The organism is Nocardia ninae NBRC 108245, assembly GCF_007990755.1.
Classification (GTDB): Bacteria; Actinomycetota; Actinomycetes; order Mycobacteriales; family Mycobacteriaceae; genus Nocardia; species Nocardia ninae.
Genome location: NZ_BJXA01000001.1, coordinates 119141 through 142700 on the forward strand (window position 1 = coordinate 119141; position 23560 = coordinate 142700).

20 protein-coding genes are annotated in these 23560 nt (G+C 67.1%); 8 read left to right on the forward strand and 12 right to left on the reverse strand.

Annotated features, from left to right (window positions below; genetic code table 11):
• Positions 1-5: 5 nt before the first annotated feature.
• The 4 genes from NN4_RS00565 to NN4_RS00580 are packed head-to-tail and all read left to right on the forward strand — an operon-like array spanning position 6 to position 2462.
• Positions 6-335: a WXG100 family type VII secretion target gene (locus NN4_RS00565; protein ID WP_147127956.1), complete on the forward strand. Its 330-nt coding sequence runs from the start codon at positions 6-8 to the stop codon at positions 333-335.
• Positions 336-378: 43 nt separating this feature from the next.
• Positions 379-690 carry a WXG100 family type VII secretion target gene (locus tag NN4_RS00570; RefSeq protein WP_135230979.1) on the forward strand — a complete coding sequence of 104 codons (312 nt, stop codon included), beginning with the start codon at positions 379-381 and terminating at the stop codon, positions 688-690.
• Between the two features lie 53 nt (positions 691-743).
• Positions 744-2174, forward strand: coding sequence for an ADP-ribosyltransferase family protein (locus NN4_RS00575; protein ID WP_186818185.1), 1431 nt, complete (start codon positions 744-746; stop codon positions 2172-2174).
• Between the two features lie 12 nt (positions 2175-2186).
• On the forward strand, positions 2187-2462 hold the full coding sequence (locus NN4_RS00580; RefSeq protein ID WP_147127957.1) for a hypothetical protein: 276 nt from the start codon (positions 2187-2189) through the stop codon (positions 2460-2462).
• A 59-nt stretch (positions 2463-2521) separates the two neighbouring features.
• Here the strand turns inward: NN4_RS00580 and NN4_RS00585 are convergent, their stop codons facing one another.
• From NN4_RS00585 to NN4_RS00595, 3 genes are all read right to left on the reverse strand, one after another.
• A complete protein-coding gene (locus NN4_RS00585) occupies positions 2522-3439 on the reverse strand; it encodes an alpha/beta fold hydrolase (protein WP_222594920.1) in 918 nt (305 codons plus the stop codon).
• Between the two features lie 104 nt (positions 3440-3543).
• Positions 3544-4383 (reverse strand): alpha/beta fold hydrolase, encoded by an 840-nt coding sequence (locus NN4_RS00590; RefSeq protein ID WP_147127958.1) that lies wholly within the window; start codon positions 4381-4383, stop codon positions 3544-3546.
• Positions 4380-4970 (reverse strand): TetR/AcrR family transcriptional regulator, encoded by a 591-nt coding sequence (locus tag NN4_RS00595; RefSeq protein WP_308633295.1) that lies wholly within the window; start codon positions 4968-4970, stop codon positions 4380-4382. Before NN4_RS00595 ends, NN4_RS00590 begins: the two co-directional genes overlap by 4 nt.
• A gap of 205 nt (positions 4971-5175) precedes the next feature.
• On the opposite strand from NN4_RS00595, the gene NN4_RS00600 reads away from it, so the two are divergent.
• Positions 5176-5991 (forward strand): alpha/beta fold hydrolase, encoded by an 816-nt coding sequence (locus NN4_RS00600; protein WP_147127959.1) that lies wholly within the window; start codon positions 5176-5178, stop codon positions 5989-5991.
• 110 nt (positions 5992-6101) lie between these two features.
• Here NN4_RS00600 and NN4_RS00605 read toward each other — a convergent pair whose 3' ends face one another.
• The 4 genes from NN4_RS00605 to NN4_RS00620 form a co-directional block, all read right to left on the reverse strand.
• A complete protein-coding gene (locus NN4_RS00605; RefSeq protein WP_246180628.1) occupies positions 6102-7934 on the reverse strand; it encodes a hypothetical protein in 1833 nt (610 codons plus the stop codon).
• A 224-nt stretch (positions 7935-8158) separates the two neighbouring features.
• Complete coding sequence (locus NN4_RS00610) at positions 8159-8413, reverse strand: hypothetical protein (RefSeq protein WP_147127960.1); 255 nt, start codon at positions 8411-8413, stop codon at positions 8159-8161.
• An 81-nt stretch (positions 8414-8494) separates the two neighbouring features.
• Positions 8495-10249: an ABC transporter ATP-binding protein gene (locus NN4_RS00615; protein ID WP_147127961.1), complete on the reverse strand. Its 1755-nt coding sequence runs from the start codon at positions 10247-10249 to the stop codon at positions 8495-8497.
• A 26-nt stretch (positions 10250-10275) separates the two neighbouring features.
• On the reverse strand, positions 10276-11982 hold the full coding sequence (locus tag NN4_RS00620) for an ABC transporter ATP-binding protein (protein WP_147127962.1): 1707 nt from the start codon (positions 11980-11982) through the stop codon (positions 10276-10278).
• A 446-nt stretch (positions 11983-12428) separates the two neighbouring features.
• Between NN4_RS00620 and NN4_RS00625 the strand changes: the two genes are divergently transcribed.
• The 3 genes from NN4_RS00625 to NN4_RS00635 all read left to right on the forward strand — a co-directional run bounded on the left by NN4_RS00625 (position 12429) and on the right by NN4_RS00635 (position 16441).
• Positions 12429-13865, forward strand: a complete 1437-nt coding sequence (locus NN4_RS00625) for an alpha-amylase (protein WP_147127963.1) — start codon at positions 12429-12431, stop codon at positions 13863-13865.
• Between the two features lie 519 nt (positions 13866-14384).
• Complete coding sequence (locus NN4_RS00630) at positions 14385-15122, forward strand: SDR family NAD(P)-dependent oxidoreductase (protein ID WP_147127964.1); 738 nt, start codon at positions 14385-14387, stop codon at positions 15120-15122.
• A gap of 569 nt (positions 15123-15691) precedes the next feature.
• Positions 15692-16441, forward strand: coding sequence for an SDR family NAD(P)-dependent oxidoreductase (locus tag NN4_RS00635; RefSeq protein ID WP_147127965.1), 750 nt, complete (start codon positions 15692-15694; stop codon positions 16439-16441).
• 16 nt (positions 16442-16457) lie between these two features.
• Here NN4_RS00635 and NN4_RS00640 read toward each other — a convergent pair whose 3' ends face one another.
• The 5 genes from NN4_RS00640 to nuoL all read right to left on the reverse strand — a co-directional run bounded on the left by NN4_RS00640 (position 16458) and on the right by nuoL (position 23560).
• Entirely contained in the window at positions 16458-17006 is a 549-nt protein-coding gene (locus NN4_RS00640) for a phosphatase PAP2 family protein (protein WP_147127966.1), read from the reverse strand.
• Positions 17003-18199 carry an MFS transporter gene (locus tag NN4_RS00645; protein ID WP_147127967.1) on the reverse strand — a complete coding sequence of 399 codons (1197 nt, stop codon included), beginning with the start codon at positions 18197-18199 and terminating at the stop codon, positions 17003-17005. The genes NN4_RS00640 and NN4_RS00645 overlap by 4 nt, the downstream gene beginning before the upstream one ends.
• A gap of 143 nt (positions 18200-18342) precedes the next feature.
• A complete protein-coding gene (nuoN, locus tag NN4_RS00650) occupies positions 18343-19968 on the reverse strand; it encodes an NADH-quinone oxidoreductase subunit NuoN (RefSeq protein ID WP_147127968.1) in 1626 nt (541 codons plus the stop codon).
• Between the two features lie 83 nt (positions 19969-20051).
• Positions 20052-21677 carry an NADH-quinone oxidoreductase subunit M gene (locus tag NN4_RS00655; RefSeq protein ID WP_147127969.1) on the reverse strand — a complete coding sequence of 542 codons (1626 nt, stop codon included), beginning with the start codon at positions 21675-21677 and terminating at the stop codon, positions 20052-20054.
• The gene (nuoL, locus tag NN4_RS00660) at positions 21674-23560 is read right to left on the reverse strand and encodes an NADH-quinone oxidoreductase subunit L (RefSeq protein ID WP_147127970.1); all 1887 of its coding nucleotides are present in this window, start codon (positions 23558-23560) and stop codon (positions 21674-21676) included. Before nuoL ends, NN4_RS00655 begins: the two co-directional genes overlap by 4 nt.

The following is a 23560-nucleotide window of genomic DNA, read 5'->3' on the forward strand; positions in this document are numbered from 1 at the left end:
AACCGTTGACCGAGAGCGCCGCCAACGCGGCACCGAACACCTTCAACCTGGTGCCCGACCACGTCAGCGACGCCGGCCGCTACGTGCAGACCACCGCCCAGAACCTCATCAACGGTCTGCGTTCGGCCTCGGCCGACGTCACCGCGCTCGAGTCGAGCTGGCGTGGCACCGCGGCTACCGCGTACTCCACCGCGTGGGACGAGGTCCATCGCGGCGCCCTGGACGTCTTCGAAGCTCTCGCCGACATGGCCGACCTGCTCGGCGTCGTCGTCGACCGCAGCGCCGCCACCGACGCGGCCAATGCCACCGCGGTCAGTTCGCTGAACCTGCCCTGACAGTCAGCGCTCCGCACCGAGACCCGTTGGGGGACAACGTTCTATGACCGACCAATACCGCGTCGACCTCGCACACCTGGACGCCGTCACCGCCAAGGTGGCCGCACTCAACTCCTTCGTCACCGACTCCCTGACCGAACTGGACCAGCGCATCGCCACCGTGCAATCGACCTGGAACGGCGCCGCCGCCGACGCGCACGCCACCGCCCACGCTGAATGGGTCGCCGCCGCAGCCCGGATGACCGAAGGACTCGACAAGATGCGCGCCGCCGCAGCGGCCGCCCACGCCTCCTACGAGAGCGGAACCGCCGCCAACCTCGCGATGCTGGGCCGCAGCGGTCAGGTCGCGCAGTGACCGGAACTGTTCTCGACGTCGACACCACGGTCTACTACGACACCGCCGCCAAGGTGGCCGCGGGTGCGTCGGCCTGGTGGGCGGCGGTCGACGCGCGCTGGCCGGAGCTGGAAAAAGCTACCGACATGGCGGGCAGCTACGCGGATGCCCGGGAGTGGGCCGCCTCCTACGATCGGCGTGCCACCGAGATTCTCAAAATGGTCGAGAAGGTGGCCAACGCCGCGCACAGCTACGCCATCGTGCTCAACGAGATGGGTTACCAGCGCGCCCTCGACGAGCACGGCGCAACCATCGACGCCGGTCCCGCACCGGTAAAACCGCCGAAGCCGATGTACCCGGTGCTCAGCTGCCGAGTACCGCTACCCAGCGCCGGCGGTCCCGGGCAGGGATTGGTAGACGAGGGGCTGGGTCTGGTCGAAAAGATCGGCCTCACCATCCCCGACGGCAACGCCACCACCATCTCGAACGCTGGGTTGACCTGGGACAGTGCCCGCACCTCCGAGGGGGCCGCCGCATTTCCAGGGATCCTCGAAGCGGGAGCTGTCGCATTCCAAGACGTCATCGCTCCCGAAGCGGCATTCATCGATGAGGATCTGCGCGCGCTGAAAGCAGCGGCGGAGCAGGTGCTTACGGCGATGGGCGATCTCGCCCAATCGTGCCGCGATCACCGTGCGGCGCTGGATGAGTTGCGTACCTTGCTCAAGCAGCAGTTGGAGATGGTGCGTGACGCGCTAATCCAAGAGCTTGCGATCACCGCAGCAATCTCCGTCGCATCCTCGTTCATCACCTTCGGAGCCGGTGCGGCAATCGGTGTGGCCGGTGCCGCAGCGATCTGTGCCCGCTACGCGCGACCCATGCGTGTCATCATCGAGAACTGGCAGAAGGCTCGCAACATCCGTGCCGGGGTGAAGTTCGACCAGGATCTCAGCCGCGCCGTACAGGAATGTAAACGCCTCGAAGAACTGGCGCCGAACGGTGTGCCCAAGGTCCGAGCCAAAGCTGACGTGCCACCGGTACGCGCGCCGTTGACCCAAGCCGAAGAAGCCGCGCTACGGCTCGGACCGAGCGACCGGCGCGGCGGCGACCTCACCGCGGCACTACGCCGTGGTGACGACCTCACCCCCGACCAGGCACGCCAGGTCGAGGACCTGACCAAGGCCATGGAGAAACTTCCCGCGCACGAGGGGCCGGTGGTGCGTCACACCAATTTGCGCCAAGATCTGCTGGACCAATACGTGCCCAATGAGCGAGCACCGGTAGACCCTGGTTTCATGTCTTCGAGCACTAACCCCAAGGGTGCGAACGATTTCATCGTCGATAATTCCAAAGTTGAATTCAAGATTGTGAGTAAAACGGGTCGCGATTACAGCGCGTACGGAACACCGGACGAAGTATTGTTCCCGCCTAACACTCAATTCTATGTACACAGCAAAACGCCGCCCGACGCAAACGGTCGTGTAGTCATAACCATGTCGGAAATATAGGAGAGCCACCACATGCCTAAGAATATTGGCGGCAAGATTATTTACAGCCGAGAAGAGGCTGAAAACCTCGGGCTGCGAATGCCGTCACCAGAAGAAATCGCACGCAGTCAAGCCATCCTCGACCAATTCGATAAAGACCGCGCCGCAGCCGGGCCTGCCCCTGAGGGGACCGCGCCAGGGTTCGGCGGTCGGTTCTCCAACGACCTCGCGGGCACCGAATACGAGGGCTGGACCCTGGACCCGAAGACCGGCCAGTGGCGCGACCAGCACGGCAACCCGGTGGACTAGGCAAGCAGTGAGCAGCGGCCGCCGCTAATTCTGTTGCTTCACAAACGAAGGCGACATGATCACGTGTCGGCCGGCCCTCGTGCAGCCTGGTGTGTAGCACCTTCGTCGGTCACGGATTTCGGCTGGAGTGCCAGCACCGCGGCGAGCAGTTGATCCCAGGTGGTGGGTGGGAGTTCGTGGCCGATGCCGGGCAGGGGAAGGAGGATGGCGCCGGGGATTTCTCGGGCCAGGGCCTCTCCGTTGCCGTACGGGAAGAATGGGTCGTCGGTGCCGTGGGCGACGAGTGTCGGCACGGTGAGGTTGCTCAGGCGTTCTCGCCAGCGGTCGCCTGCATCGACATAGGCCAAGTTGAGCATGCTGGAGGCGATGTTGGTGGTACGGGCGATCATTCGGGTTGCTTGCTGCCGCGCCTGCTGTTCGTCGAATCCGTGTGCACCCGCGCGTATCCGGGCTTGTTCGACGCAGTAGTCGAGCACTGCTGCTCGATCGGACCAATCCGGAGCTGGTTTCTTGGTGAAGAACTCCATGATGCGGTTCGAGTGCTCGGGCAGATCTGGGTCCGCGGGTCCGGGGGATGTTGGGCGGGTGTTGATGAGGGTCAGGGCAGAGACGCGGTCGGGGTGGTCGAGGGCGGCGAGCTGGCAGATCCATCCGGCGACGGAGAAGCCGACCAGGTGTGCTCGAGGAAGTTCGAAGACATCCAGCAGTCCGATGATGTCCGAGGCCAAGTCGCGGAGGGTGTAGCCGGGAGAGCCGGTGGGGTAGGCGGTCGACCGGCCGGTGTCGCGGATGTCGTAGTGCAGGACGAAACGACCGGCGTGGGCGAGCCGCTCGCAGAACTCGTCTTCCCAGAACAGTCGCGAGGTGCTCGGCAGTAGCACCGGCGGCTGACGCCAAGACCCGAAGGTGGTCACACACAGGTCGGCGTCGCCGACGGTGACCAGGTGCTCGGGCGATCGTTGGACATGAAGCGGCACGGCGTCTCCTCTACGGTTGCGTCTCGCAAGAAGAGACCACTTCGGCCGCAGTAACTCATCGGTCCCTGGTGTTCTTCATGACGCCACATCACGGTCCCGAAGTCCTACGGCACCCGGGCGGCGAGGAGTAGGTCAAGCAGTTGGTGCGCGAATTCGGTGGGCTCGTCAGTGAATCCGCTGTGTCCGCCGGGGAATTCGGTGAGAGGGATGTTGAGATGAGCGGCCAAAGTGGTGGCTGGGCGATGGGGGAGGTGGCCTCGGGTTTCTCGGCCTGCGGCGAGGACGAGGCGGTCGGTGTGGGCGGCGAGGGCAGTCTCGTCGGGTTTGTAGGAGGTGATGGGGCGGAGTTCGTTGGCTATCATGGGCGCGGCGTTGGCGTGTAGACGGTGGAGCATTTCGGCGGCGCGGGGTGGAAGGTCGGCGGGGTCGGGCATGGGTTTCATGGTGCCGCCGATGCCTTGGAGGAAGCGGGCGCCTGCGGCTGCGACACCTTCGGTGCGGAACAGGGTGTAGACCTCATCGATGAACGCCTTCTGTTCGTCGGCGTCGGGAAGTACCGCGAAGCATGGGGGTTCGTGGGCGATGACGAGGCGCAGCAGTTCGGGGTGGTGGACGAGCAGGTCCAGGGCGATGACCGCGCCGCCGCTTCCGCCGAAGATGTAGGCGTCTTCACTTGTGGGAGTGAGGGTTTCGAGGAGTCGGTAGGCGTCGTCGCGTTGCGTCGCGACCAGCTCGCCGACGGGCTCGGCGGTGTCGAGGGTGCTGCGTGAGTAACCGCGCGGGTCGAGGGTGGCGACGGTGAAATGTTCGGCCAGGACGTCGGCGATCGGGTCGAACACGGCCGCGTCGCCTCCGCTGCCGGGCAGCAGAAGAAGCAGGGGGCCGTCGCCGCGTACCTCGTAGTAAAGGGTTGCGCCGGGGACTTTCAGGGTGCCGGTTCTCATTTCTCGTCTTTCTCGTCGCTGGACGGCCACTGCTCGAGTGTGACGTGCAGTGCGTCGATGATGCGTTCCCAGGAGACGGCGGTATCGCGGGTGTGGCTGAAGCCGCCGGTTGCCTCCAGCGCGGCGTAGCCGTGAAAAGTGCTGCGCAGCAGTCGGACCGCGTCGGTGAGGTCGGGTTCGGTGAGGCCGTAGGCGCGGAGCATGCCGTAGGTGAGCTCGATGCCGCGCAACGCGCCGGGGGCCGGCTCGACCAGTCCGGGCGAGACCGGCGCTTGGGTCGCGGCGTAGCGGCCCGGATACCGCAGCGCGTACTCGCGCCAGGTGTGCGCGAAGGCGGCGAGTGCATCACGGCCCGCCCGTCCCGCGACGGCGGTCGCGATGAGGTCGGTCTTTTCGGCGGCGGCGAGCATGGCGACCCGTGCTCGGAGCTCCTGGAGGTTCTTCACGTGGGAGTAGAGGCTCGCGTCCTTGACGCCGAACTTCTTGGCCAACGCGGACATCGTCACTTTCTCGAACCCGATCTCATCGGCGAGGTCGGCCGCCGCGCGCGTGACCCGCTCGGCGGTCAACCCGGCTCGTGCCATCATGTGCCATCTCCTTAACTAGTACACCTAGTTTATAACCTAGGGACATTAGGTTTAGCAAGAGCCGGACGGTGCTGACCGAGTCGGTCACGACGGGATGGCACACGTGCGTTATGGCTTGCGCACCGACTCTGTGCTGTTCGTCGATGAGTTTCGCACCCACGCACCGTCATCAGTCGTGAGCACATTGCACCGCAGAGGAGAACTCATGACCCAGACCTCGTCCGTCACCACCCACACCCTCGACGTCCCCGGCGCCCGGCTGCATTACGAGGTGCGCGGCAGCGGACCGCTGATCGCACTGGTCGGCGCCCCGATGGACGCCGCCGCTTTCGCCCCGCTCGCCGACCTGCTGGCCACCGACCACACGGTGCTCACCATGGACCCGCGCGGGCACAAGAGCAGCGTGCTCGACGACCCTGAACAGGACTCGACCCCCGCACTGCGCGCCGACGACCTGGCCCGCATCCTCGTCCACCTCGACGCGGGCCCCGCCGTCGTCTTCGGTTCCAGCGGTGGCGCGGTCACCACATTGGCGCTGGTGCAGGCGCACCCGGAACTCGTCAGCACCGCGATCGCGCACGAGCCACCGCTGAACGTCGTGCTCGACAATGAATTGCATACGAGCACAGCAGATCTCGCCGCCACCTATGTCAGCGGTGACGTACTGGGCGCCTGGCGGAAATTCTTCGCCAACGCCAACATGGAGATGCCGGAGCCGGTACTCCAGGAGATGTTCGGCGGCGACCGCGATCCGGCGCAGGTGGCCAGTGAGCGCTTCTGGTTCCTGCACGAGATCGGCGGAACCGTTTGGTGGGAGCCGGATCTCGAAGTGCTGCGCGCGACGCCGGTCCGGCTGATTGCTGGGATCGGCACCGACTCGACGGACCAGTTCTGTGATCACACCACGCGGGCGCTGGCCGCACGGATCGGTATCGAGCCCACCCTGTTCCCGGGCGGGCACATCGGATTCGTCGACGACCCAGCCACTTTCGTCATCCGGCTGCGCGAAGTACTCGGCTGAAGGTGGTGTCCTGGACGACGGCTCTGCCCGCGCCGCCGTCCAGGACGTTCACCGGGCGACCTGATGAGGGTCGAAGCCGCCCGGAGTCACCACCCGTGGGGTGACGTCTACTAGGTGAGTCCCCGGATGAATTCGGCCAGGTATTGGCCGCTGTAATCGGGCTTCCCGTTGTTCTGCACCGCGGCCGCGCCGATCGTATCGATGTGTGTATAGCCCGGCAGGGTCTCCACCTGTGCGGTGGCTCCGGTCGGAATCCAGGTACCCACGCCGTACTGAACGACACTGTCACCCGCGTAGGCGATGAAGTTCGGTTTGGTGCGACTCATGTTGTGGTAGCGCAGATTTACCATATTGCCGCTGCGGGCGCCGGTGAAGCCCGCACCGAGATCGATGACCATGCGAGCCGGGAAGTACGTCTCCCAGTAAGCGGTTGGTGCACCGGTGCCCAATTGCCTTGCCACGGCATGGATGTCGGAGGTCTCCCGACTCGGTGCCGTCCACGGCACGCCGACGACGTCGTTGTAGTTGCGCCACGTGTAGAGCACGTTCCGGTCGGTCGGCGCGACCCGCGTCTGCGGGCCCGCGCTCATCCGCAAGTAGTTGCCCAACACCGGAACCTGGGTCGCCCCACCACCATTGGGGAAGGTCTTCTCCTGCACCGGGCCACCCGCGAGGGCGCCGACTCCTTGCTGCAACAGTGCGAAGTTGCCGGAGTTGTTGTCGATGAACGTGCCGAGCAGCGCCGTATTGGTGAACCGGTAGTCACGGATGGTGCCCTCGCCGTTCGAGCCGCCGGACGCTACCGCCGCCCAGCTCTGGCCGAACATGGTGGTGAGCGTGGTCTCCACCTCCGGATCGTGCAGGTGGGCCAGCAATTGGCTTTCCTCGTCCGGCGCGAGATGCGCGGCGAGCCCGGCGAGTCGGTAGAGCATCATCGCCTTGGTGCCGATCACCGGAACGGGGCCGAGGGTGCGCATCGGCAGCACCCCGCTGTCGAATCCGGCCTTGAGCGCGGTATTCGTCGGGCCCATGAGCGCATTGGTGACGTCGCTGAAGAACGGGGTGTTCTGGATGGCGGCCGGATCCGAGGAGACCATCGAGTCCTGGGCGGCGAACGCGGCGCACTGGTTGTAACCGGCGTCGGCCTGGGTGGCCGGGTTGCCGTCGAAATCCCAGTCCGAGAAGAACCCGGTGACCATCCCGCCCATCGAGATGCCGGTGCAGATGTATTTCCGCTGCCGCTCAGCCTGATCCGGCACCTCGTGCAGCATGATCTCGTACTGGTCCCTGATCACCCGCTCCACGCCGATCGCGTCGAGGATGGCCAGGTCCTGCGATTGTTTGAAGCCCGGGAAGGTGCGCCCGTCGATCGGCTTGCCGTTGAAGTAGTAGTCGACCGCGTCCAGGTAGTTCCCGGTCTCCAAGGCGTAGTCGAAGCCCGCTGTCTCATCCAAGCAGGCCCCACGCCGGGCCAGCGACCAGAACTCGATATTACGTCCGAGGGATTTCGCCGAACGCACCGTGTTGCCCGCGACACCCTCGGAATTGACTGCGCCACCGCCCAATCCCTGCTGCTGCACGACCACCGCGTCGGCGTCGCGCGAGTTCTCCGGACCGCCGACGGGCCGATAGCGCAGGTACCCGGTGCGATCGCAGGCCTCTGGGTGCGGGGGCACCCCGGCAGGCAGCGGCAGCCGGAAGCTCACGTAGGACACCGCGATTCCGTCGCGCGTCGCGACCTGCTGCTCCTGGCGGTCCGTCGCCACCGACGCGGGCGGCTCCTCGGCCGCCGCCGCCAGCCCCGGCGGGACCAGACCGGCGGCCACCACCGTCATCACCACCGTTGCCGCCCAACCATTTCGGCGCTCGCCGCGCCGCCCACCCTGCTGTACCGACCGTCCGAGACGCCGCGCCGCATTTGCCACGGTCAGTGACGTTGCCACGGACCGAGACCCACGTCACTGGGAGATTTGTCAGGAGTTTGCCCGATGGTTCATGCAGTTCGCCAAGATCAACGGAGGTTGGTTTCGGCCGAGATCGCCCCGGCTGAGACGGTCATCGCAGCGTGGCGACGATCTCCCGCACGATGATTGATGTAGGACGTCCACCGAGTCTGCACCGGCTTGAGCAGTCGCTCAACTGGACGAGCTACAGCGCAGATCCGGTTTCACCCGGCCGCGTCTTTGCAGCTCGATCGTCCGTGCCCGAACCAGCGCACTTCGCCGGCGAGGACGGTAGTCACCTGCCTGCGGCCGTCTCCGACTCGGGCGCCACAGTCCCACCAGCCCGGCGAACCGGTCAGTGACGCTGTCAACGAATAGCCGACGTTGTCGAATTCGGCTTGCATCGCGGGCCGCAGGCTCCCGCCCTGAGCGATCTCGGGATAGCGGCGAACCAGGTGTTGCCGCGGTTGTCGAGGCATGACATTCATTGTGCCGCTGCGGCGCCGCTTGGGGGTCCGGGCGCGCGACGGCCGGTCGTGGTGCCGGCTGCACGCCACCGTTCAGTCGCCGTGCCAGGACCGCCACAGTCCGGCGTAAATGCCTGCCTCCGCGACGAGTTCGTCGTGCGTGCCCAGCTCGATGATCGACCCGTCGGTCATCACGACGATGCGGTCGGCGTCGTGCGCGGTGTGCAGGCGATGAGCGATGGCGATCACTGTGCGGCCTGCCAGGACCGCGGCTAGGGCGCGCTCGGTTGCGCGGGCGGAGGCGGGATCGAGTAGGGCCGTTGCTTCGTCGAGGATCAGTGTGTGTGGGTCGGCCAGCGCTACCCGGGCCAAGGCAAGCTGTTGCGCCTGGGCGCCGTTGAGTGTGCTTGCTGCGCCGCCGAATTCGGTGTCGAGGCCGTCGGGAAGTTCCAGTGCCCAGCGGGCGTCGACGGTGGTGAGTGCGTCGCGCATCCGTTCGTCGGTTGCGGTGGGGTCCGCGATGCGCAAGTTGCCGCGCAGTGTGTCCTGGAAGACGTGGTGCTCCTGGGTGACGAGAACGACTTGGCGCCGCAACAACTCTGGGGCGAGGTCCGCGATCGGTACGCCGCCGACGGATACGGTTCCCGACCGTGGTTCCTCCAGTCCGGCGAGGAGTCGGCCGAGGGTGGTTTTGCCCGCTCCCGACGGTCCGACGATCGCGAGTTTCTCCCCGGCCGCGATGTCGAGGGTGACGCCGTGCAGCACGTCCCGGTCGTCGGTGTAGGCGAAATGGCAGTCGGTGACCTCGATTCGGTCGTCGGCGGGCTCGGCGGTGCTGCGAGGTTTGTCGCTGGGTGCCTGCGCGAGTCCTTCGACGCGGGCGTAGGACGCACTGCTCTGCTGGAGCTGTTCGATCCACATCATGATGGTGTCCAGCGGCCCGGACAGTTGCCGCAGGTAGAGCACGGCCGCGATGACGGTGCCGAGACTCACCACGCCGGCCCGTTCCAGCATGCCGCCGAGGAGCAGCACGCCGGCCAACGCGACCGCCTGCGAGACATCGACCGAGGGCATCAGCACCGATCGCAGCCACAGGGTGCGCAGCCGGGTTCGGCGCGCATGTGCGATCGCGGTTTCGGTTCGGGTACGGCGGCGCTCGTGCAACCCGAACGCCTCGATGGTGCGGGCACCCTGGGCGGTCGTGGTGAGGATGTCGGCCAGCGCTGCTGTGGCGGCACCCTCGGTGAGGTAGTCGGCGCGGGCCCGGTGCAGATACCAGCGCAACGCCACGGCGATGCCGATCAGGCTGGTCAACGCGCATACGCCGAGCAGCGGATGCAACACCATGACCGCTGCGATGATGAACACGGCCTGCACCGTGGCCACCAAAACCTCTGGGGCAGCGTCGCGTAGCGCGGTGGCGGCACTGCCGACGTCGCTGGTACCGCGGGTGACGAGGTCACCGGTCGGCACGTGTTCGACGGTCGAGGCGGGTAGTGCGAGGGTGCGGTCGAGGTAGCGTTCGCGGATGCGGCCCGCGGCCCCCTCACCGAAACGTGCGCCCGCGTACAGGGCGAACCTGGTCAGCACCAACTGGATGAGGGTGAATGCGACGATCGCCAGCGCGAGTTCGTCGATCCTGGATACCGCGCCCGGTCCGGTCGATTCCTTGACCGTGTCCACGATCGCACCGAGTAGCCGCGGTGCTGCGAGACCGGCCGCAGCGGCGAGGGCGTTCAGGAGCAGCATCACGGCGAAACCTGTTCGGTCCGCACGGATCTCGTGCCAGGCAGCGCGACGCACGGCGGCCCGGTCCGCGACGGGCAGGATCGCTGCGTCCTTACTCACGGGCGTCATCGCAGCGCGCACGGGGCTCATCGCAGCGCCTTCTCGTCCGCGTCGCGGGATACCAGGGCGCGATAACCCGGCTCGCCGGCGAGCAACTCGTGATGCGTGCCGCGAGCAGCCACCCGCCCGTCGACGAGGTATTCGACGACGTCGGCCTGCTCCAGCACGAGCGGGGACGTCGTCGTGACGACCGTGGTCCGGCCGGTGCGCGCGAGCCGCAGCCTGGTCGCGATGACCGCCTCGGTGTGCGTGTCGACGGCCGAGGTGGGTTCCACCGCGAGCAGAATCTGCGGTTCGGCGTACAACGCGCGAGCCAGCCGAAGACGTTGCCGCTGACCGCCGGAGAGGTTGCGTCCCTGCGCGGTGATCATCGAGTCCAATCCGCCGGGGAGTGCTTCCAGCACATCGGTCGCCGCGGCGGCATGGACGGCCGCTTCGATTTTCCCGTCGTCCGGTTCGCGTCGTCCCGCGACGACCTCCCGGACCGTGCCGGTGAACAGCGCGGCATCGTTGTCTGCCACTATGATTCGGGCACGAACCTGGTCCAGCACGATGTCGTCCAGTCGGCGTCCGCCCCACTCGACCGTCGACTCCGCGAATCGACCGAGCCGGTCCACGACGGCGACGGCATCGCCATATCGCCCACCCACGAGCGCGGTGAGGACGCCGGGCCGGACCTCGACGCCCGATGCCGGGTCCCGCAGGGTTTCCGGGTGGCCCGGTGCGTCGGCCGCGGTCGCCGCATCCACGTGATCCGGTGTCACCGCGAGCAGCCGGATCACCCGGCGGGCCGCGATGATGCCGTGGGTCAGCATGTTCGCGCCTTCGATGAAGAACGACACCGGGACCACCAGCATCGCGACATAGCCGTAGACAGCGACCAGGTCGCCGATCGAGATCGTGCCGTCGATGGCCATCCGCGCGGCCAGCCAGGTGACGGCGGCGAGGAACAGCGCCGGCAACCCGGTGCCGAGCGCGCCCAGCCAGCTCATCACCGCGCCGACCCGATAGCCTTTGTGCCGCAAGGACTGTGAGTCCTGCCGATAACGGTCGACGTAGTGCTGCTTGCCGCCGAGACCGTTGAGGATGCGCAGACCCGTCAGGATGTCGACCAGCCGCGCGGTCGAAACACCTTGCAGCTCACGGTAATCCCCGCCGACTCGATACAGTCTGCCGAGCAGCGGGCCGACCGCGACCACGAGCAGTGGAACCCCGGTCAGGATCACCAGGGCGAGCAGCGGCGACAGCGAGAACAGGAGCACGGCCACGGTCACATAAGCGATCACCGCGCCGACGCCCGGGCCGGTGATCGTCAGCGACGAGGCGATCGCGCGCACGTCGCCCATGCCGATCGCTGCGACCTCACCCGCCGTGGTACGCCGGGTCAATGTGGCGCCCAGGTGCGCGGCGTGGTTGGCGGTGGTGCGGGCGATCCGGAACGAGGCGTCCATCCTGACCTTGGTCATCGTGCGGTGCCGGGCGACGGCCAGTCCCGCGTTCGCGACCCCGGCGCCGAGGATCGCGAGTGTCCACCACGCCAGCGCTGGCATGTCGTGCGCGCGTAGTCCGTCATCGATCGCCCGGGACAGCAGGTAGGGCGGGAGCGCGAGGCCGACCATCCACAGCGTGCCCAGCACCGCGCCGGTTGCGACGCGGGCGCGCTGGCAGACGACCAGCCACCACAGCAGTCGCAGGGGACCGGATTGATAGTCGGCCGGTTCACGCTCGCTCATGGCCCCACACCCCTGCCTGTCGACATCGACGGTCCCCTACGAATCGTATTGGCAGGGCTCATTTCTCACTGCACTCGCCGCCGCGGCACAGGTTTTCCCAGCTCTCGACCGCATCCCCGAGGAACCGCGCCGATTCGTCAGCGAGCGGACTCCGTCTGACTGTCTCGCCTGCATCGATCGTCACGCACTGGTCAGATACGGCCGCAAGAACGCCGCGTGCGACCCAACGATGCCGAATAGCGGGTCTGATTCCGGGAGCGCATCGAAGTGCTGCCGGAGTGGGATATCCAGGTGCGTGGCGGTCTGCCGCGCATCGACCTGCGCTGCCCTTCCGTGTTGTCAACCTGTCGTAGCAACGCGGCCGTATGCAGCGCGTCCGACGTCGGCACGGCGCGTCGGCCCGAGGGAGAGACTGGTCGGATGCGACCCTCGGATACAGTCGCCCAATGGGCCGCGTATGGATATATGCGCTGATCACTGCGGTGGCAACGACGTGGGTCACCGTTCCCGCCCCGTCCTCGGCCGAGGAGCCTGCCGGGCGTGATGTGATCGCGCAGATGTTCGGCTGGAACTGGCGGTCCATCGGCCACGAATGTCAGGCAACGCTCGGCAAACTGGGGTACAGCGCCGTGCAGACCTCGCCACCGGAGGAGCATTCCCTCTGGCCGGACAAGGGGTTTCCGTGGTGGCAGAGCTACTCCGCGGTGTCCTACAAGTTGGACAGTCGCTTCGGTACGCGCGACGAGCTGGCGGCCATGGTGCGCAGCTGTCACGAAGCGGGTGTGCAGGTGTACGTCGATGCGGTCATCAACAATATGTCCGCGACGACCGACTGCAGCATCGGAAGTGCGCTCACCCCGTACTGCCATTACTGGTATCCGGCGGTGCCGTACACCGAGCGCGACTTCCATCATTGCGGCACACCGCATGATTCCGTCGAGAACCTCGCGGACCGCTCCCAGATGTTCAACTGCCAATCGTTCAACGGGGCAGACCTGGCGACCGGTGACGACTCCGTCCGGGATCGGATCGCCGGTTACCTCAACGATCTGCTCTCCCTCGGCGTCGACGGGTTCCGTATCGACTCGGCCAAATACATTCCGCCCGAAGACATTGCGGCGATCGAGCAGCGACTGAGCCGACGGGCCTACGTCTACCAGGAGGTCATCTACGGCTGGGGTGAAGGCGTGCAGCCCGAGGAGTATCTCGCCACCGGTGCCGTGATGGACCTGCGCTATGCCGGAACCCTGAGCCAGATCTTCCGGCACGGGCGGCTGGCCTGGTTGCGCACCTTCAGCTCGGCGCTGCCCTCCGACAACACCGTGGTCTTCGTCGCCAACCACGACACCGAGCACAACGGTTCCACGTTGACCTATGCCGACGGCGAGCGGTACACGATGGCGAACGCGTTCATGCTCGCCTGGCCGTACGGGCGGCCGAAGGTGCTCAGCGGGTACGCGTTCAACAGCTATGACGAGCCGCCGCCGTCCGATCCGCTCGGGCGTGCGATGGATTCGCGGTGCGGAGACGGGCACTGGTTGTGTGAGCATGCGTGGCCGGGAATCGGCGGCATGGTCGGCTTTCATGAGCAGGTTCATGGGCAGCCGGTGGTGGGGTGGTCCGACAACGGTGGCAACAGGATCTCGTTCGGGCGGGGTAGTGCGGGGTACCTCGTGCTCAACGGTGAGGACTTTCCGGCCGACGCAGATGTCTATCAGACCTCGATGCCTGCGGGCAGTTACTGCGATGTGCTGCACGGTGCCGTTGAGGGAGGATCCTGCACGGGCCCGAGTTATCAGATCGACGGCGCCGGTTTGCTGCACGCCGACGTCGCCGCGCAGTCCGGGATCGCGCTGCACACCGGGGCGATTATCGCCGAGTAGTACTGGGCGCCACATGGTTTGGCTTCCGGATCGGTATCGCGACGGGGCAGGGGCGCCATACGGTCTGATGACCGTGCGCTATTCGGTGGGATAAGGCTGGACGCCACGGTTGACGAGCGGATCCATGGGCCGACGGCGGCTGGGCGGCGCTCAGTTTCGCGGCCTGGCACGTAGAGCTGGGCTGCGCCATACAACTGGGGCTGCGCAATACAAGTGGACGACCACGCCGGATCTGCGGCGACGCGCCACAGTTGGCCCGGCGCATGCATGGAGGGAGCGAGGGCCTGGGGTAGCTCGCCGGCGCGGCGTTGTCTCCGAATCTGTTGGTGACAAGCTCGACCTCGCCGCCCAGATGGCGCAGCGGGCCACCCAGCTCGACATCGGCAGCCACTCCGCCGCGTGGTGTCGGCGATCGGGATCGCGCTGTTGCGGCCGTCGCAGCAGGCAGCACCACTCCGGCCGGTATGGGGCGACGAGCGCAGGGGCGCAATGGCAAGCTTGCGGCATGGTGATCACAGGATGAGTCGTGGTGTGTTGGTGAGCGGGGCCTCACGGGGGATCGGACGGGCGATCGCCCTGGCGTTCGCGGAGATCGGTGATCGAGTGGCCGTTCACTACTCGTCGAGCCGGGACGATGGTGAAGAAACCTTGCGCGGTTTGCCGGGCGAGGGGCATGTGCTCGTCAGTGGGAACATCGGTTCCCCGGATGCCGTCGCGGGCATCGTCGACGCGGCAATCGAAGGACTCGGCGCGATCGATGTGCTGGTCAACAATGCGGCGGTCAATATCGCACATCCGGTGGCGGACACCGACTATGCCGAGTGGCAACGGACATGGCGAGAAACCATGGACGTCAACGTGTTCGGGACAGCCAACATGTCCTACTGCGTCGCCCGGCACATGATCGCCAAGGGCATCGAGGGACGAATCGTGAACATCGGCTCGCGGGGCGCGTTCCGCGGCGAACCCGAATACGCCGGCTACGGTGCCAGCAAGGCCGCCGTGCACGCCCTCGGCCAGTCCCTCGCCGTCGAACTGGCCCCCCACGGCATCGCGGTCGCCTCGGTCGCCCCCGGCTTCGTCGCAACCGAACGCGTCGCCCACCGCGTCACCGACGACGTCCGCGCCCAAAGCCCCTTCGGCCGCGTAGCCACCCCCGCCGAAATAGCCTCAGCCGTCCGCTATCTCGCCTCACCCGAGGCCACCTGGACCTCCGGCTCCGTCCTCAATGTCAACGGCGCCTCCTACCTCCACTGACCCACCAGCCGTTGGCCACGCGACCAAGGTCGTTCACGATCAACGGGACATGACGGCGCCCGTACTCGCACGTCTCCGCCATCGTGTCCCGTTCACCGTCCGACCCCGCGACGAGCGGGACACGATGGCGCCCCCACTCCCATGTCTGCGCCGCTATGTTCCGCGCGGCGCCCAGCTCCGCATCCAGCGGGAAACGATGGCGGCCCCGCACGTTCCGCCGCCGCGTCCCGCTCGCCGCCCGACTCCACATCGAGCGGGACATAATGGCGGCCCCACCCGCCACATCAGCCGGACATGACGGCAGCCCAGCAGGTTCCGCCACCATGTCCCGCTCACCGTCCCGCTCCACGGCGACCGGGACATGACGTCGCCCCCACTCGCACGTCTGCGCCGCTATGTCCCGTTCGCCGTCCGACTCCTCGTCGGGCGGGACACGGTGGCGGAGTTGGCGGCGATGCCGCGAGGCCTTTCCCGTCGATCATGAACCCCCATCGGTTACCTCCCACTCGCGGCTTGATCACCGAAACATCCTGTCGCCAAGGGGATTGCGACGTGGAATGATCCCATGCATGGCAGTGCCGGGACGGGTGGCGTTGGTGACCGGGAGCTCGCGCGGGCTGGGTAGTGCTATTGCACAGCGGCTGGCCGCAGATGGGCTGGCTGTCGCTGTCAACGGTATGGGGGAGGAGAAGGCGCGGGCGGTCGTGCGGACTATTCGCGACAACGGCGGTGTCGCCGAAGCTTTCGCGGCGGACGTCACCGACGAGGATCAGGTGCGCGAACTCGTCGCCGCGGTCACCGATCGTCTCGACCCGATCGACGTGCTGGTCTTGAATGCGACCGGTCCCCAACCAGAGGCGCCGTTGACTGAAGTGGCCTGGGCCGATCATCTGGCGCAACTGGACTTCTTCGTGAAGAGTCCGATCATGCTCGCGCACCACATAATCCCCGGCATGCAGGAACGCCGCTACGGCCGCATCGTGCACATCGACTCCGAGGTAGCCGACCGCCCACCGCCCGGCCGCTCCGCCTACGCCACCGCCAAACACGCTCAGATCGGCCTGACCCGCAGCTGGGCCCGCGAACTCGCCCCCTTCGGCATCACCGTCAACACCGTCGCCCCAGGCTTCGTCCCGGTCGAACGCCACGCCGACGTCTCCGCCGCCACCCGCGCCGACTACCTCGCCACAATCCCGGTCGGCCGCCTGGGGATCCCGGACGACATCGCCGCCGCCGTCAGCTTCTTCGCCTCGCTATCAGCCTCTTTCGTGACGGGCCAACGCCTCGTCATCGATGGCGGCCGCTCCCTGCACGCCTGAGTGCCTCGCACAGCGGTTACCGAGGAAGGTTGCCGGTCTCCGCACGGAGGCCGACGAGAGGCAGGCTCGCGACCACCCCGCCCACCCCGGCTCCCACAGCCCAGCCGACAAGTACATCGGTCGGCCAATGCGCCCCGAGATAGACCATCGCCACACCGATCAGCAGGACAATCACCGCGAGCAGGGCGGCCGTCCAGCGACGCTGCCCCGCCGACCAAGGCAACACCAGATAGGTGGCGACTACCACGGCCGCCGTCATCGCCGCGATAGTCGACGGCATCGCCCATCCACCGACCTGAACTACGGCCAGATCCCCGGACGGACGCGCCCGCTGAACCATCTGCTTGAACACACTGGCGACCACCAGCGCCACCACACTCGCGACGGCGACCGTAACCCCTTGCCACCACCAACGTTTCGCAACCACCACGATCAGCCCCACCGCCCCGACCGCAGCCATGACCGCAGGGCTCGCACCCATATCCATCGCCCACCGCGCCATCGTCGTCAACGTCGGCGTCCGATGCTCGGAAAGCCAGCGCAGGACATCCAGATCCACACTCACCGTGCATATTCTGCCCGTCGGAGAGCATGAGCCGCCGAACCGGACAGGGCCAGCAGCAGAACGAACGGCAGTGCGAGAGCCGCCAGGCCCAGCAGTACCGGGCGCGGGCCGACCAGCTCGATCAACGCGCCCGCGCCGGCGAGGGCGAGCATGCGGACGGTGGCGGTCGCCGCGGTGCTCGCGGCGATCACTCGGCCGCGCACCGCATCCGGGGTGATGCGCTGCCGCGTCGTGGTCACGACAATGAATCCGAGCGCTGACGCGCCGTCGAGCACCAGCACCGTCGCCGCCAGCCACAGCGGAGCGTCGAACAGGGCGAGCGTGCCCACCGCGCCGCCGTTGACCGATAGCACCGCAGCCATCAGGAGCGGCCACGGGACGGCGTCGCAGAACCGGGCCAGCAGCAAGCTGCTCATCAGGCCACCGACTCCCGCCGCCGACACGATGAGCCCCGTCGTGAGCGGCGTCAGGCCCAGCTCTTCGTCGGCACGCACCAGCAACGGCAGCAGCGCCGCCGCCGCGAGCAGGTGCAGGTAGCACGCGCCCGCCAGCAGCACAGCCTGTGCCCGGTCCCGCCGCACCAGCCGTAACCCGGCCAGCACGGATTCGTCACCAGCGGAGCCCCCGTGTGCTGGAACGTTCTTCGGCAACCGCGCCAGCAGCACGGCCGACGCTATGAAACTCACCGCGTTGACCATGAACGTCACCAACGGCCCCAGCGACTGCAACAGCCAGCCACCCGCGGCCGGTCCGGTCAGCGTCGCCGCGGCGTCCGAGCCTTCCACCAAGCCGTTGGCGCGCATGAGGTCTCGGTCTCCGACAAGACTCGGCAGGTAGCTGCTCGCCGCCGCATGGAACACCGCGTCGCCTACGCCGGTTATCAGGGCGAGCAGCACCAGCGGCACCCACCGTGCCCCGCCGAGCAGCACCTCCGCGCCGATAGCGACAAACACGACCGCACGGACGACGTCCGCGGTCACCATCAGGCGCTTGCGTTCCCGGCGATCCACCACGGCGCCGACGTGCAGCGCTGCCAGCACCTGCGGCAGCTGGGCCGCCGCGCCGACGACGCCCGCAGTGACCGCGGATCCGGAGGCCGCGAGCACCGCCAGCGGCAACACCACGTCGGTGACGCGGTCACCGAGGATGCTCAGCGCTCGCGCGGCGAGGAAGTACGGCAGCGGTTTTCGCATTCACGTCCGTTTCGCCGGGCGGGGTCGTCCACCTTTCCCAGCGTGCGCGCACCGAGTGAGCGAAGTCCAGTTCCGTGTGGGCGGCCGTCGAATGCGTCTGCCGCACACCTGATAACAGGTATGCGGCAGACGCAGAACAACTCTCAGCGGACGAAGGTTGACGCCCGGTCGGCCAGATCGAGCAGCATCTGCGGGAAGATGCCGAGGACGATGGTTGCGCCGGCGCCGAAGGTGACGACCGTGGTGGTGAGGAACGGGGCGACCACGGTGGGTGCGTCCGCGGGCGGGTCGGTGAAGAACATGAGGACGATGACCCGGATGTAGAAGAAGGCGGCGATGGCGCTGCAGATGACGCCGACGATCACCAGGAACGAGGCGTCCCCTGCGGCCGCGGCCTCGAAAACGGCGAACTTGCTGACGAATCCACTGGTCAACGGGAGACCGGCGAAGGAGAGCAGGAACAGGGCGAAGACGCTGGCGAGCCAGGGGGAGCGGCGGCCGAGGCCTGCCCATTGGGACAGGGTGGTGGCTTCATCGCCTGCGGCGTCGCGGACGAGGCTGACGACGGCGAACGCGCCGACGGTGCCGAGACCGTAGGCCACCAAATAGAACAGGATCGCCGAGACGCCCTTGTCGTTGGCGGCGACCAGACCGGTCAGGATGAAACCGGCATGCGCGACCGAGGAATACGCGAGCATCCGCTTGACGTCGGTCTGCGTTATCGCCATGACGGCGCCGACGGCCATGGTGGCGATGGCGATGGCGGCGAGCACCGGACGCCAGTCGTCGCGCAGTCCAGGCACCGCGACTTGCAGCACCCGCAACAACGCACCGACTGCCGCGATCTTGGTAGCGGCCGCCATGAACGCCGTAATCGGTGTCGGCGCACCCTGATACACGTCGGGCACCCACGACTGGAACGGCACCGTGCCGATCTTGAACAGCAGCCCCACCGCGAGCATCGCGACACCGAGCAGTGCGAGCATCGCGTTGTCCGGATGCTCGGCAATGGCATCGGCGATTCCGGCCAGCTGCACCGTGCCCGCCTGCCCGTACAGCAGCGCGACACCGTAGAGGAAGAACGCCGACGAGAACGCGCCGAGCAGGAAGTACTTCAGCGCCGCTTCCTGCGAGAGCAGCCGCTTGCGCCGGGCCAGCCCGCACAGCAGATACAGCGGCAGCGACAGCACCTCGAGCGCGACGAACATGGTGAGCAGATCATTCGACGCGGGGAACAGCAGCAGCCCGCCGACCGCGAGCAACGTCAACGGGAACACCTCGGTGGTCGCGATCCCGGCCCGCAGCGCGGTCCGCTCCATCGCACTCCCCGGCACCGAAGACGCCTGCGGGGTAAACGCATCCACCCCGCGCCCGAGCGTCGCCGCGGCGACACTCCAGGTGCCGGGACCGCTGCGCGCCTCGACCCGCGGTTCGGCGCCGCGCTCGGCCATGAACAGCACCCCGAGGATCGCCACCACCAGAATGGTGCCCTGCAGGAACAGCGTGACTCCGTCGACGGCGACCGCGCCGACCATCGCGGTGCCCTGGGTGCCGGCGAGCAGCACCACCGCGACCAACGCGGCGACCAGACCGGCGAGGCTCAGCAGCAGCTGCGTGCCGAACCGGAACCGCCGCCCCATGAAGGCCTCGACCAGCACGCTGATCACACCGGCGCCCAGCACGATCAGCATCGGCGAAAGCAGGCCGTATTCGATGCTCGGAGCCGGAATCGTTGCGGCGAGGGTTGTTCCGTAGTCCAAGGAAGTCACTTAGGCCGTCCTCGAGAAGGTGAACATCGTGGCGAGCAGACCCGCGACGACGAGAGCGATGGCGACGCGCACACTGATGCGACTCATTTGTGGACACCTCCGGGATGTTCGGCCTTACCCGCTTCGGGCAGCGTGGGCACCGCGGGTTCGGGATCGTGCTTGCCGATGGTGATCAAGGTCTGGCTCACCGCGGGATTGATGAAGTCCAGGATCGGTTTCGGATACACACCGAAGAACAGCAGCGCCGCGATCAACGGCACCACCACCGCGAGCTCGCGGGGCACCAGGTCGTAGATGTGTTCGTTGCCCTCCTTGACCGGGCCGGTCATCATCCGCTGGTAGAGCCACAGCACATACAGGGCCGCGAGCACCAGCGCACCGGTCGCGACGACCGCCGCGAACTGGTAGCGGCTGAAGGTGCCGACCAGCACCAGGAATTCGCTGATGAACGGCGCGAGCCCGGGCAGCGACAGCGTGGCCAGACCCGCGATGAAGAAGCTGCCCGCCAGTACCGGCGCCACCTTCTGCACGCCGCCGTAGTCGGCGATGAGCCGAGTACCGCGGCGCGACACCAGGAATCCGGCGATCAGGAACAGCGCGGCGGTGGAGATGCCGTGGTTGACCATGTACAGCGTGGCACCGGTCTGTCCCTGACTGGTCATCGCGAAGATGCCCAGGATGATGAAGCCGAAGTGGGAGATCGAGGTGTAGGCGATCAACCGCATCACGTCGGTCTGCCCGATGGCCAGCAGCGCACCGTAGATGATGCCGATCACCGCGAGCGTGATCACCAGAGGCGCATAGGTACTCGACGCGTCGGGGAACAGCATCAGGCAGTAGCGCAGCATGCCGAAGGTGCCGACCTTGTCGACCACCGCCATCATCAGCACCGCACTCGACGGTGTCGCGGCGACGGCGGCGTCGGGCAGCCAGGTGTGCAGCGGCCACAGCGGCGCCTTCACCGCGAAGGCGAACATGAAGCCGAGGAACAGCGCGTTGAGTACCGCGGGTGCGGCGCCGAGCTGCCCGGAGTTGGCGGCGGCGACCACCGTGCGGAAGTCGAAGGTGCCCGCCGAGTCCGCGCCGAGCCCGTTGCGCGCGGTGACCACGTACAACCCGATCACCGCGGCCAGCATGATCAGCCCGCCGAACAGGTTGTACAGCAGGAACTTCACCGCCGCCCGCGACCGTTGCTGGCGCAGTTCCACATTCGCCGACCGCGGTCCGAAGCCACCGATGAGGAAGTACATCGGGATCAACATGGCTTCGAAGAACACGTAGAACAGCAGAATGTCGAGCGAGACGAAGGAGATCAGCACCATCGCCTCGACCAGCAGCGTCAGCGCGACATAGGTGTGCGACACCCGCCGCCCGCTGCCGACCTCGCGCTCGTCGTGCCAGCCGGCCAGGATCAGCAGCGGCACCAACGCGGTGGTGAGCAGCACCAGCACCAGCGCGATCCCGTCGACGCCGACGGTGTATCCGGCGCCGAAGGCCGGTATCCACTCGTGGTCCTCGACGAACTGGTACTGCTCGCTACCGGGTTCGAAGCGCACCGCGAGCACGACGGCGAACGCCAGCACCGCGATCGATACCACCAGCGCGACACAGCGCGCGAGCAGTCGTTGCGCGGCGGGCAGCGCCAGCACGATGACCGCGCCGATCACAGGCGCCAACCACAACGTGGTCAACCAGGGAAAGTCCTTCACCACAACCTCACCGCCAGCAGGGCGGCAGCCACCAGGGCCGCGCCGGTGAACATGGACAGGGCATAGGACCGCACGAATCCGGTCTGTACCCGCCGGATTCGAGCGGACAACCCACCGATCAGCGCGGCCGTCCCGTTGACGATCCCGTCGATACCCCGGTTGTCGAGGAACACCAGCGCGCGGGTCAGGTAGCTGCCCGGGCGCATGAAGGCCGCCTCGTTGACCGCGTCACCGTAGAGGTCCTTGCGCGCCGCGATGGTCAGTGCGGAGACGGTTGCCGGTGCGTGCTCGGGGATGTCGCGTTGCGCGTACTGGTAGTAGGCGATGCCGACACCGACGGCGACCACGGTCAGCGCGAGCGCGGTCACGACGGCCGCCGGGACGACATGCTCACCGTGATGCACGCCGACAACCGGCGCGAGCCAGTTCTGCAGCGAGGAACCGAACGCGAACAGCGCACCCGCGGTGACCGATCCGATGGCGAGCAGGATCATCGGCCCGGTCATCACCGCGGGGGCTTCGTGCGGATGGGTGTCGGGCTTCCAGCGGCGTTCACCGAAGAACGTCATGATCATGACCCGCGTCATGTAGAACGCGGTGATCCCCGCACCGAGCAACGTCACCGTGCCGAGCACCAAACCGCTGACGCCGCCTTGGTTGAACGCCACCTCGATGATCTTGTCCTTGGAGAAGAACCCGGCGAACGGTGGCACGCCGATGATGGCGAGGTAGCCGAGCCCGAAGGTGACGTAGGTGATCGGCAGCAGTTTGCGCAGTCCGCCGTAGCGGCGCATGTCGGTCTCGTCGTCCATCGCGTGCATCACCGAACCGGCCCCGAGGAACAGCCCGGCCTTGAAGAACCCGTGGGTGAGCAGATGCATGATGGCGAAGGCGTAGCCGGCCGGGCCGAGGCCCGCGGCGAGCACCATGTAACCGATCTGGCTCATGGTCGAGGCGGCGAGGGCCTTCTTGATGTCGTCCTTGGCGCAACCGACGATCGCACCGAACAGCAGTGTCACCGCGCCCACGAGCACGACGCCGAGCCGCGCGTCCGGTGCCAGATCGAAGATCGGACCGGACCGCGCGATCAGGTACACACCCGCGGTGACCATGGTGGCCGCGTGGATGAGCGCCGACACCGGGGTCGGGCCTTCCATCGCGTCCCCGAGCCAGGACTGCAGCGGCACCTGCGCGGACTTACCGCACGCGGCGAGCAAGAGCAGCAACCCGATTGCGGTGAGCGTGCCCTCCCCGGCCTGCGGCGCACCCGCGAACACATCGGTGAAGTTGATCGAGCCGAACGTCGAGAACATGACGAACATGGCGATCGCCAGCCCCATGTCACCAACCCGGTTGACCACGAACGCCTTCTTGGCCGCGGTGGCCGCCGAGGGCTTGTGGTACCAGAACCCGATCAGCAGGTAGGACGCCAGGCCGACGCCTTCCCAGCCGAGGTAGAGCACCAGGTAGTTGTTCGCGAGCACCAGCAGCAGCATGGCCGCCAGGAACAGGTTGAGGTAGCCGAAGAATCGGCGCCGTCCCGGATCGTGGCTCATGTAGCCGATGGAGTAGATGTGGATCAGCGAGCCGACGCCGGTGATCAGCAGCGCGAAACACATGGACAGCTGGTCGAGTTGGAGGCTGAAGTCGGCTTGCAGCCCGGCCACCGGCACCCAGCTGAACAGGTCGGAGTGGATGCCGCGCTGCGCGGTGTCGCGGCCGAGCATGTCGAAGAAGCCGATGCCGGCGACCACGAACGCGGCCAGCGCCAGCGCGGTGCCGAGCAGATGCCCCCACTTGTCGCTGAAACGGCCGGTGAGCAGAAGGAATACAGCACCTGCGAGCGGCAGGGCGGGCATGAGCCAGAGCGTCGCTGTACCCAT

Coding starts and splice junctions, on each gene's coding strand:
- NN4_RS00570 (WP_135230979.1), top strand. CDS start 379: ATGACCGACCAATACCGCGTCGACCTCGCACACCTGGACGCCGTCACC.
- NN4_RS00580 (WP_147127957.1), top strand. CDS start 2,187: ATGCCTAAGAATATTGGCGGCAAGATTATTTACAGCCGAGAAGAGGCT.
- NN4_RS00590 (WP_147127958.1), bottom strand. CDS start 4,383: ATGAGAACCGGCACCCTGAAAGTCCCCGGCGCAACCCTTTACTACGAG.
- NN4_RS00595 (WP_308633295.1), bottom strand. CDS start 4,970: ATGATGGCACGAGCCGGGTTGACCGCCGAGCGGGTCACGCGCGCGGCG.
- NN4_RS00600 (WP_147127959.1), top strand. CDS start 5,176: ATGACCCAGACCTCGTCCGTCACCACCCACACCCTCGACGTCCCCGGC.
- NN4_RS00610 (WP_147127960.1), bottom strand. CDS start 8,413: ATGCCTCGACAACCGCGGCAACACCTGGTTCGCCGCTATCCCGAGATC.
- NN4_RS00620 (WP_147127962.1), bottom strand. CDS start 11,982: ATGAGCGAGCGTGAACCGGCCGACTATCAATCCGGTCCCCTGCGACTG.
- NN4_RS00625 (WP_147127963.1), top strand. CDS start 12,429: ATGGGCCGCGTATGGATATATGCGCTGATCACTGCGGTGGCAACGACG.
- NN4_RS00630 (WP_147127964.1), top strand. CDS start 14,385: ATGAGTCGTGGTGTGTTGGTGAGCGGGGCCTCACGGGGGATCGGACGG.
- NN4_RS00635 (WP_147127965.1), top strand. CDS start 15,692: ATGGCAGTGCCGGGACGGGTGGCGTTGGTGACCGGGAGCTCGCGCGGG.
- NN4_RS00645 (WP_147127967.1), bottom strand. CDS start 18,199: ATGCGAAAACCGCTGCCGTACTTCCTCGCCGCGCGAGCGCTGAGCATC.
- nuoL (WP_147127970.1), bottom strand. CDS start 23,560: ATGGGTACAGCGACGCTCTGGCTCATGCCCGCCCTGCCGCTCGCAGGT.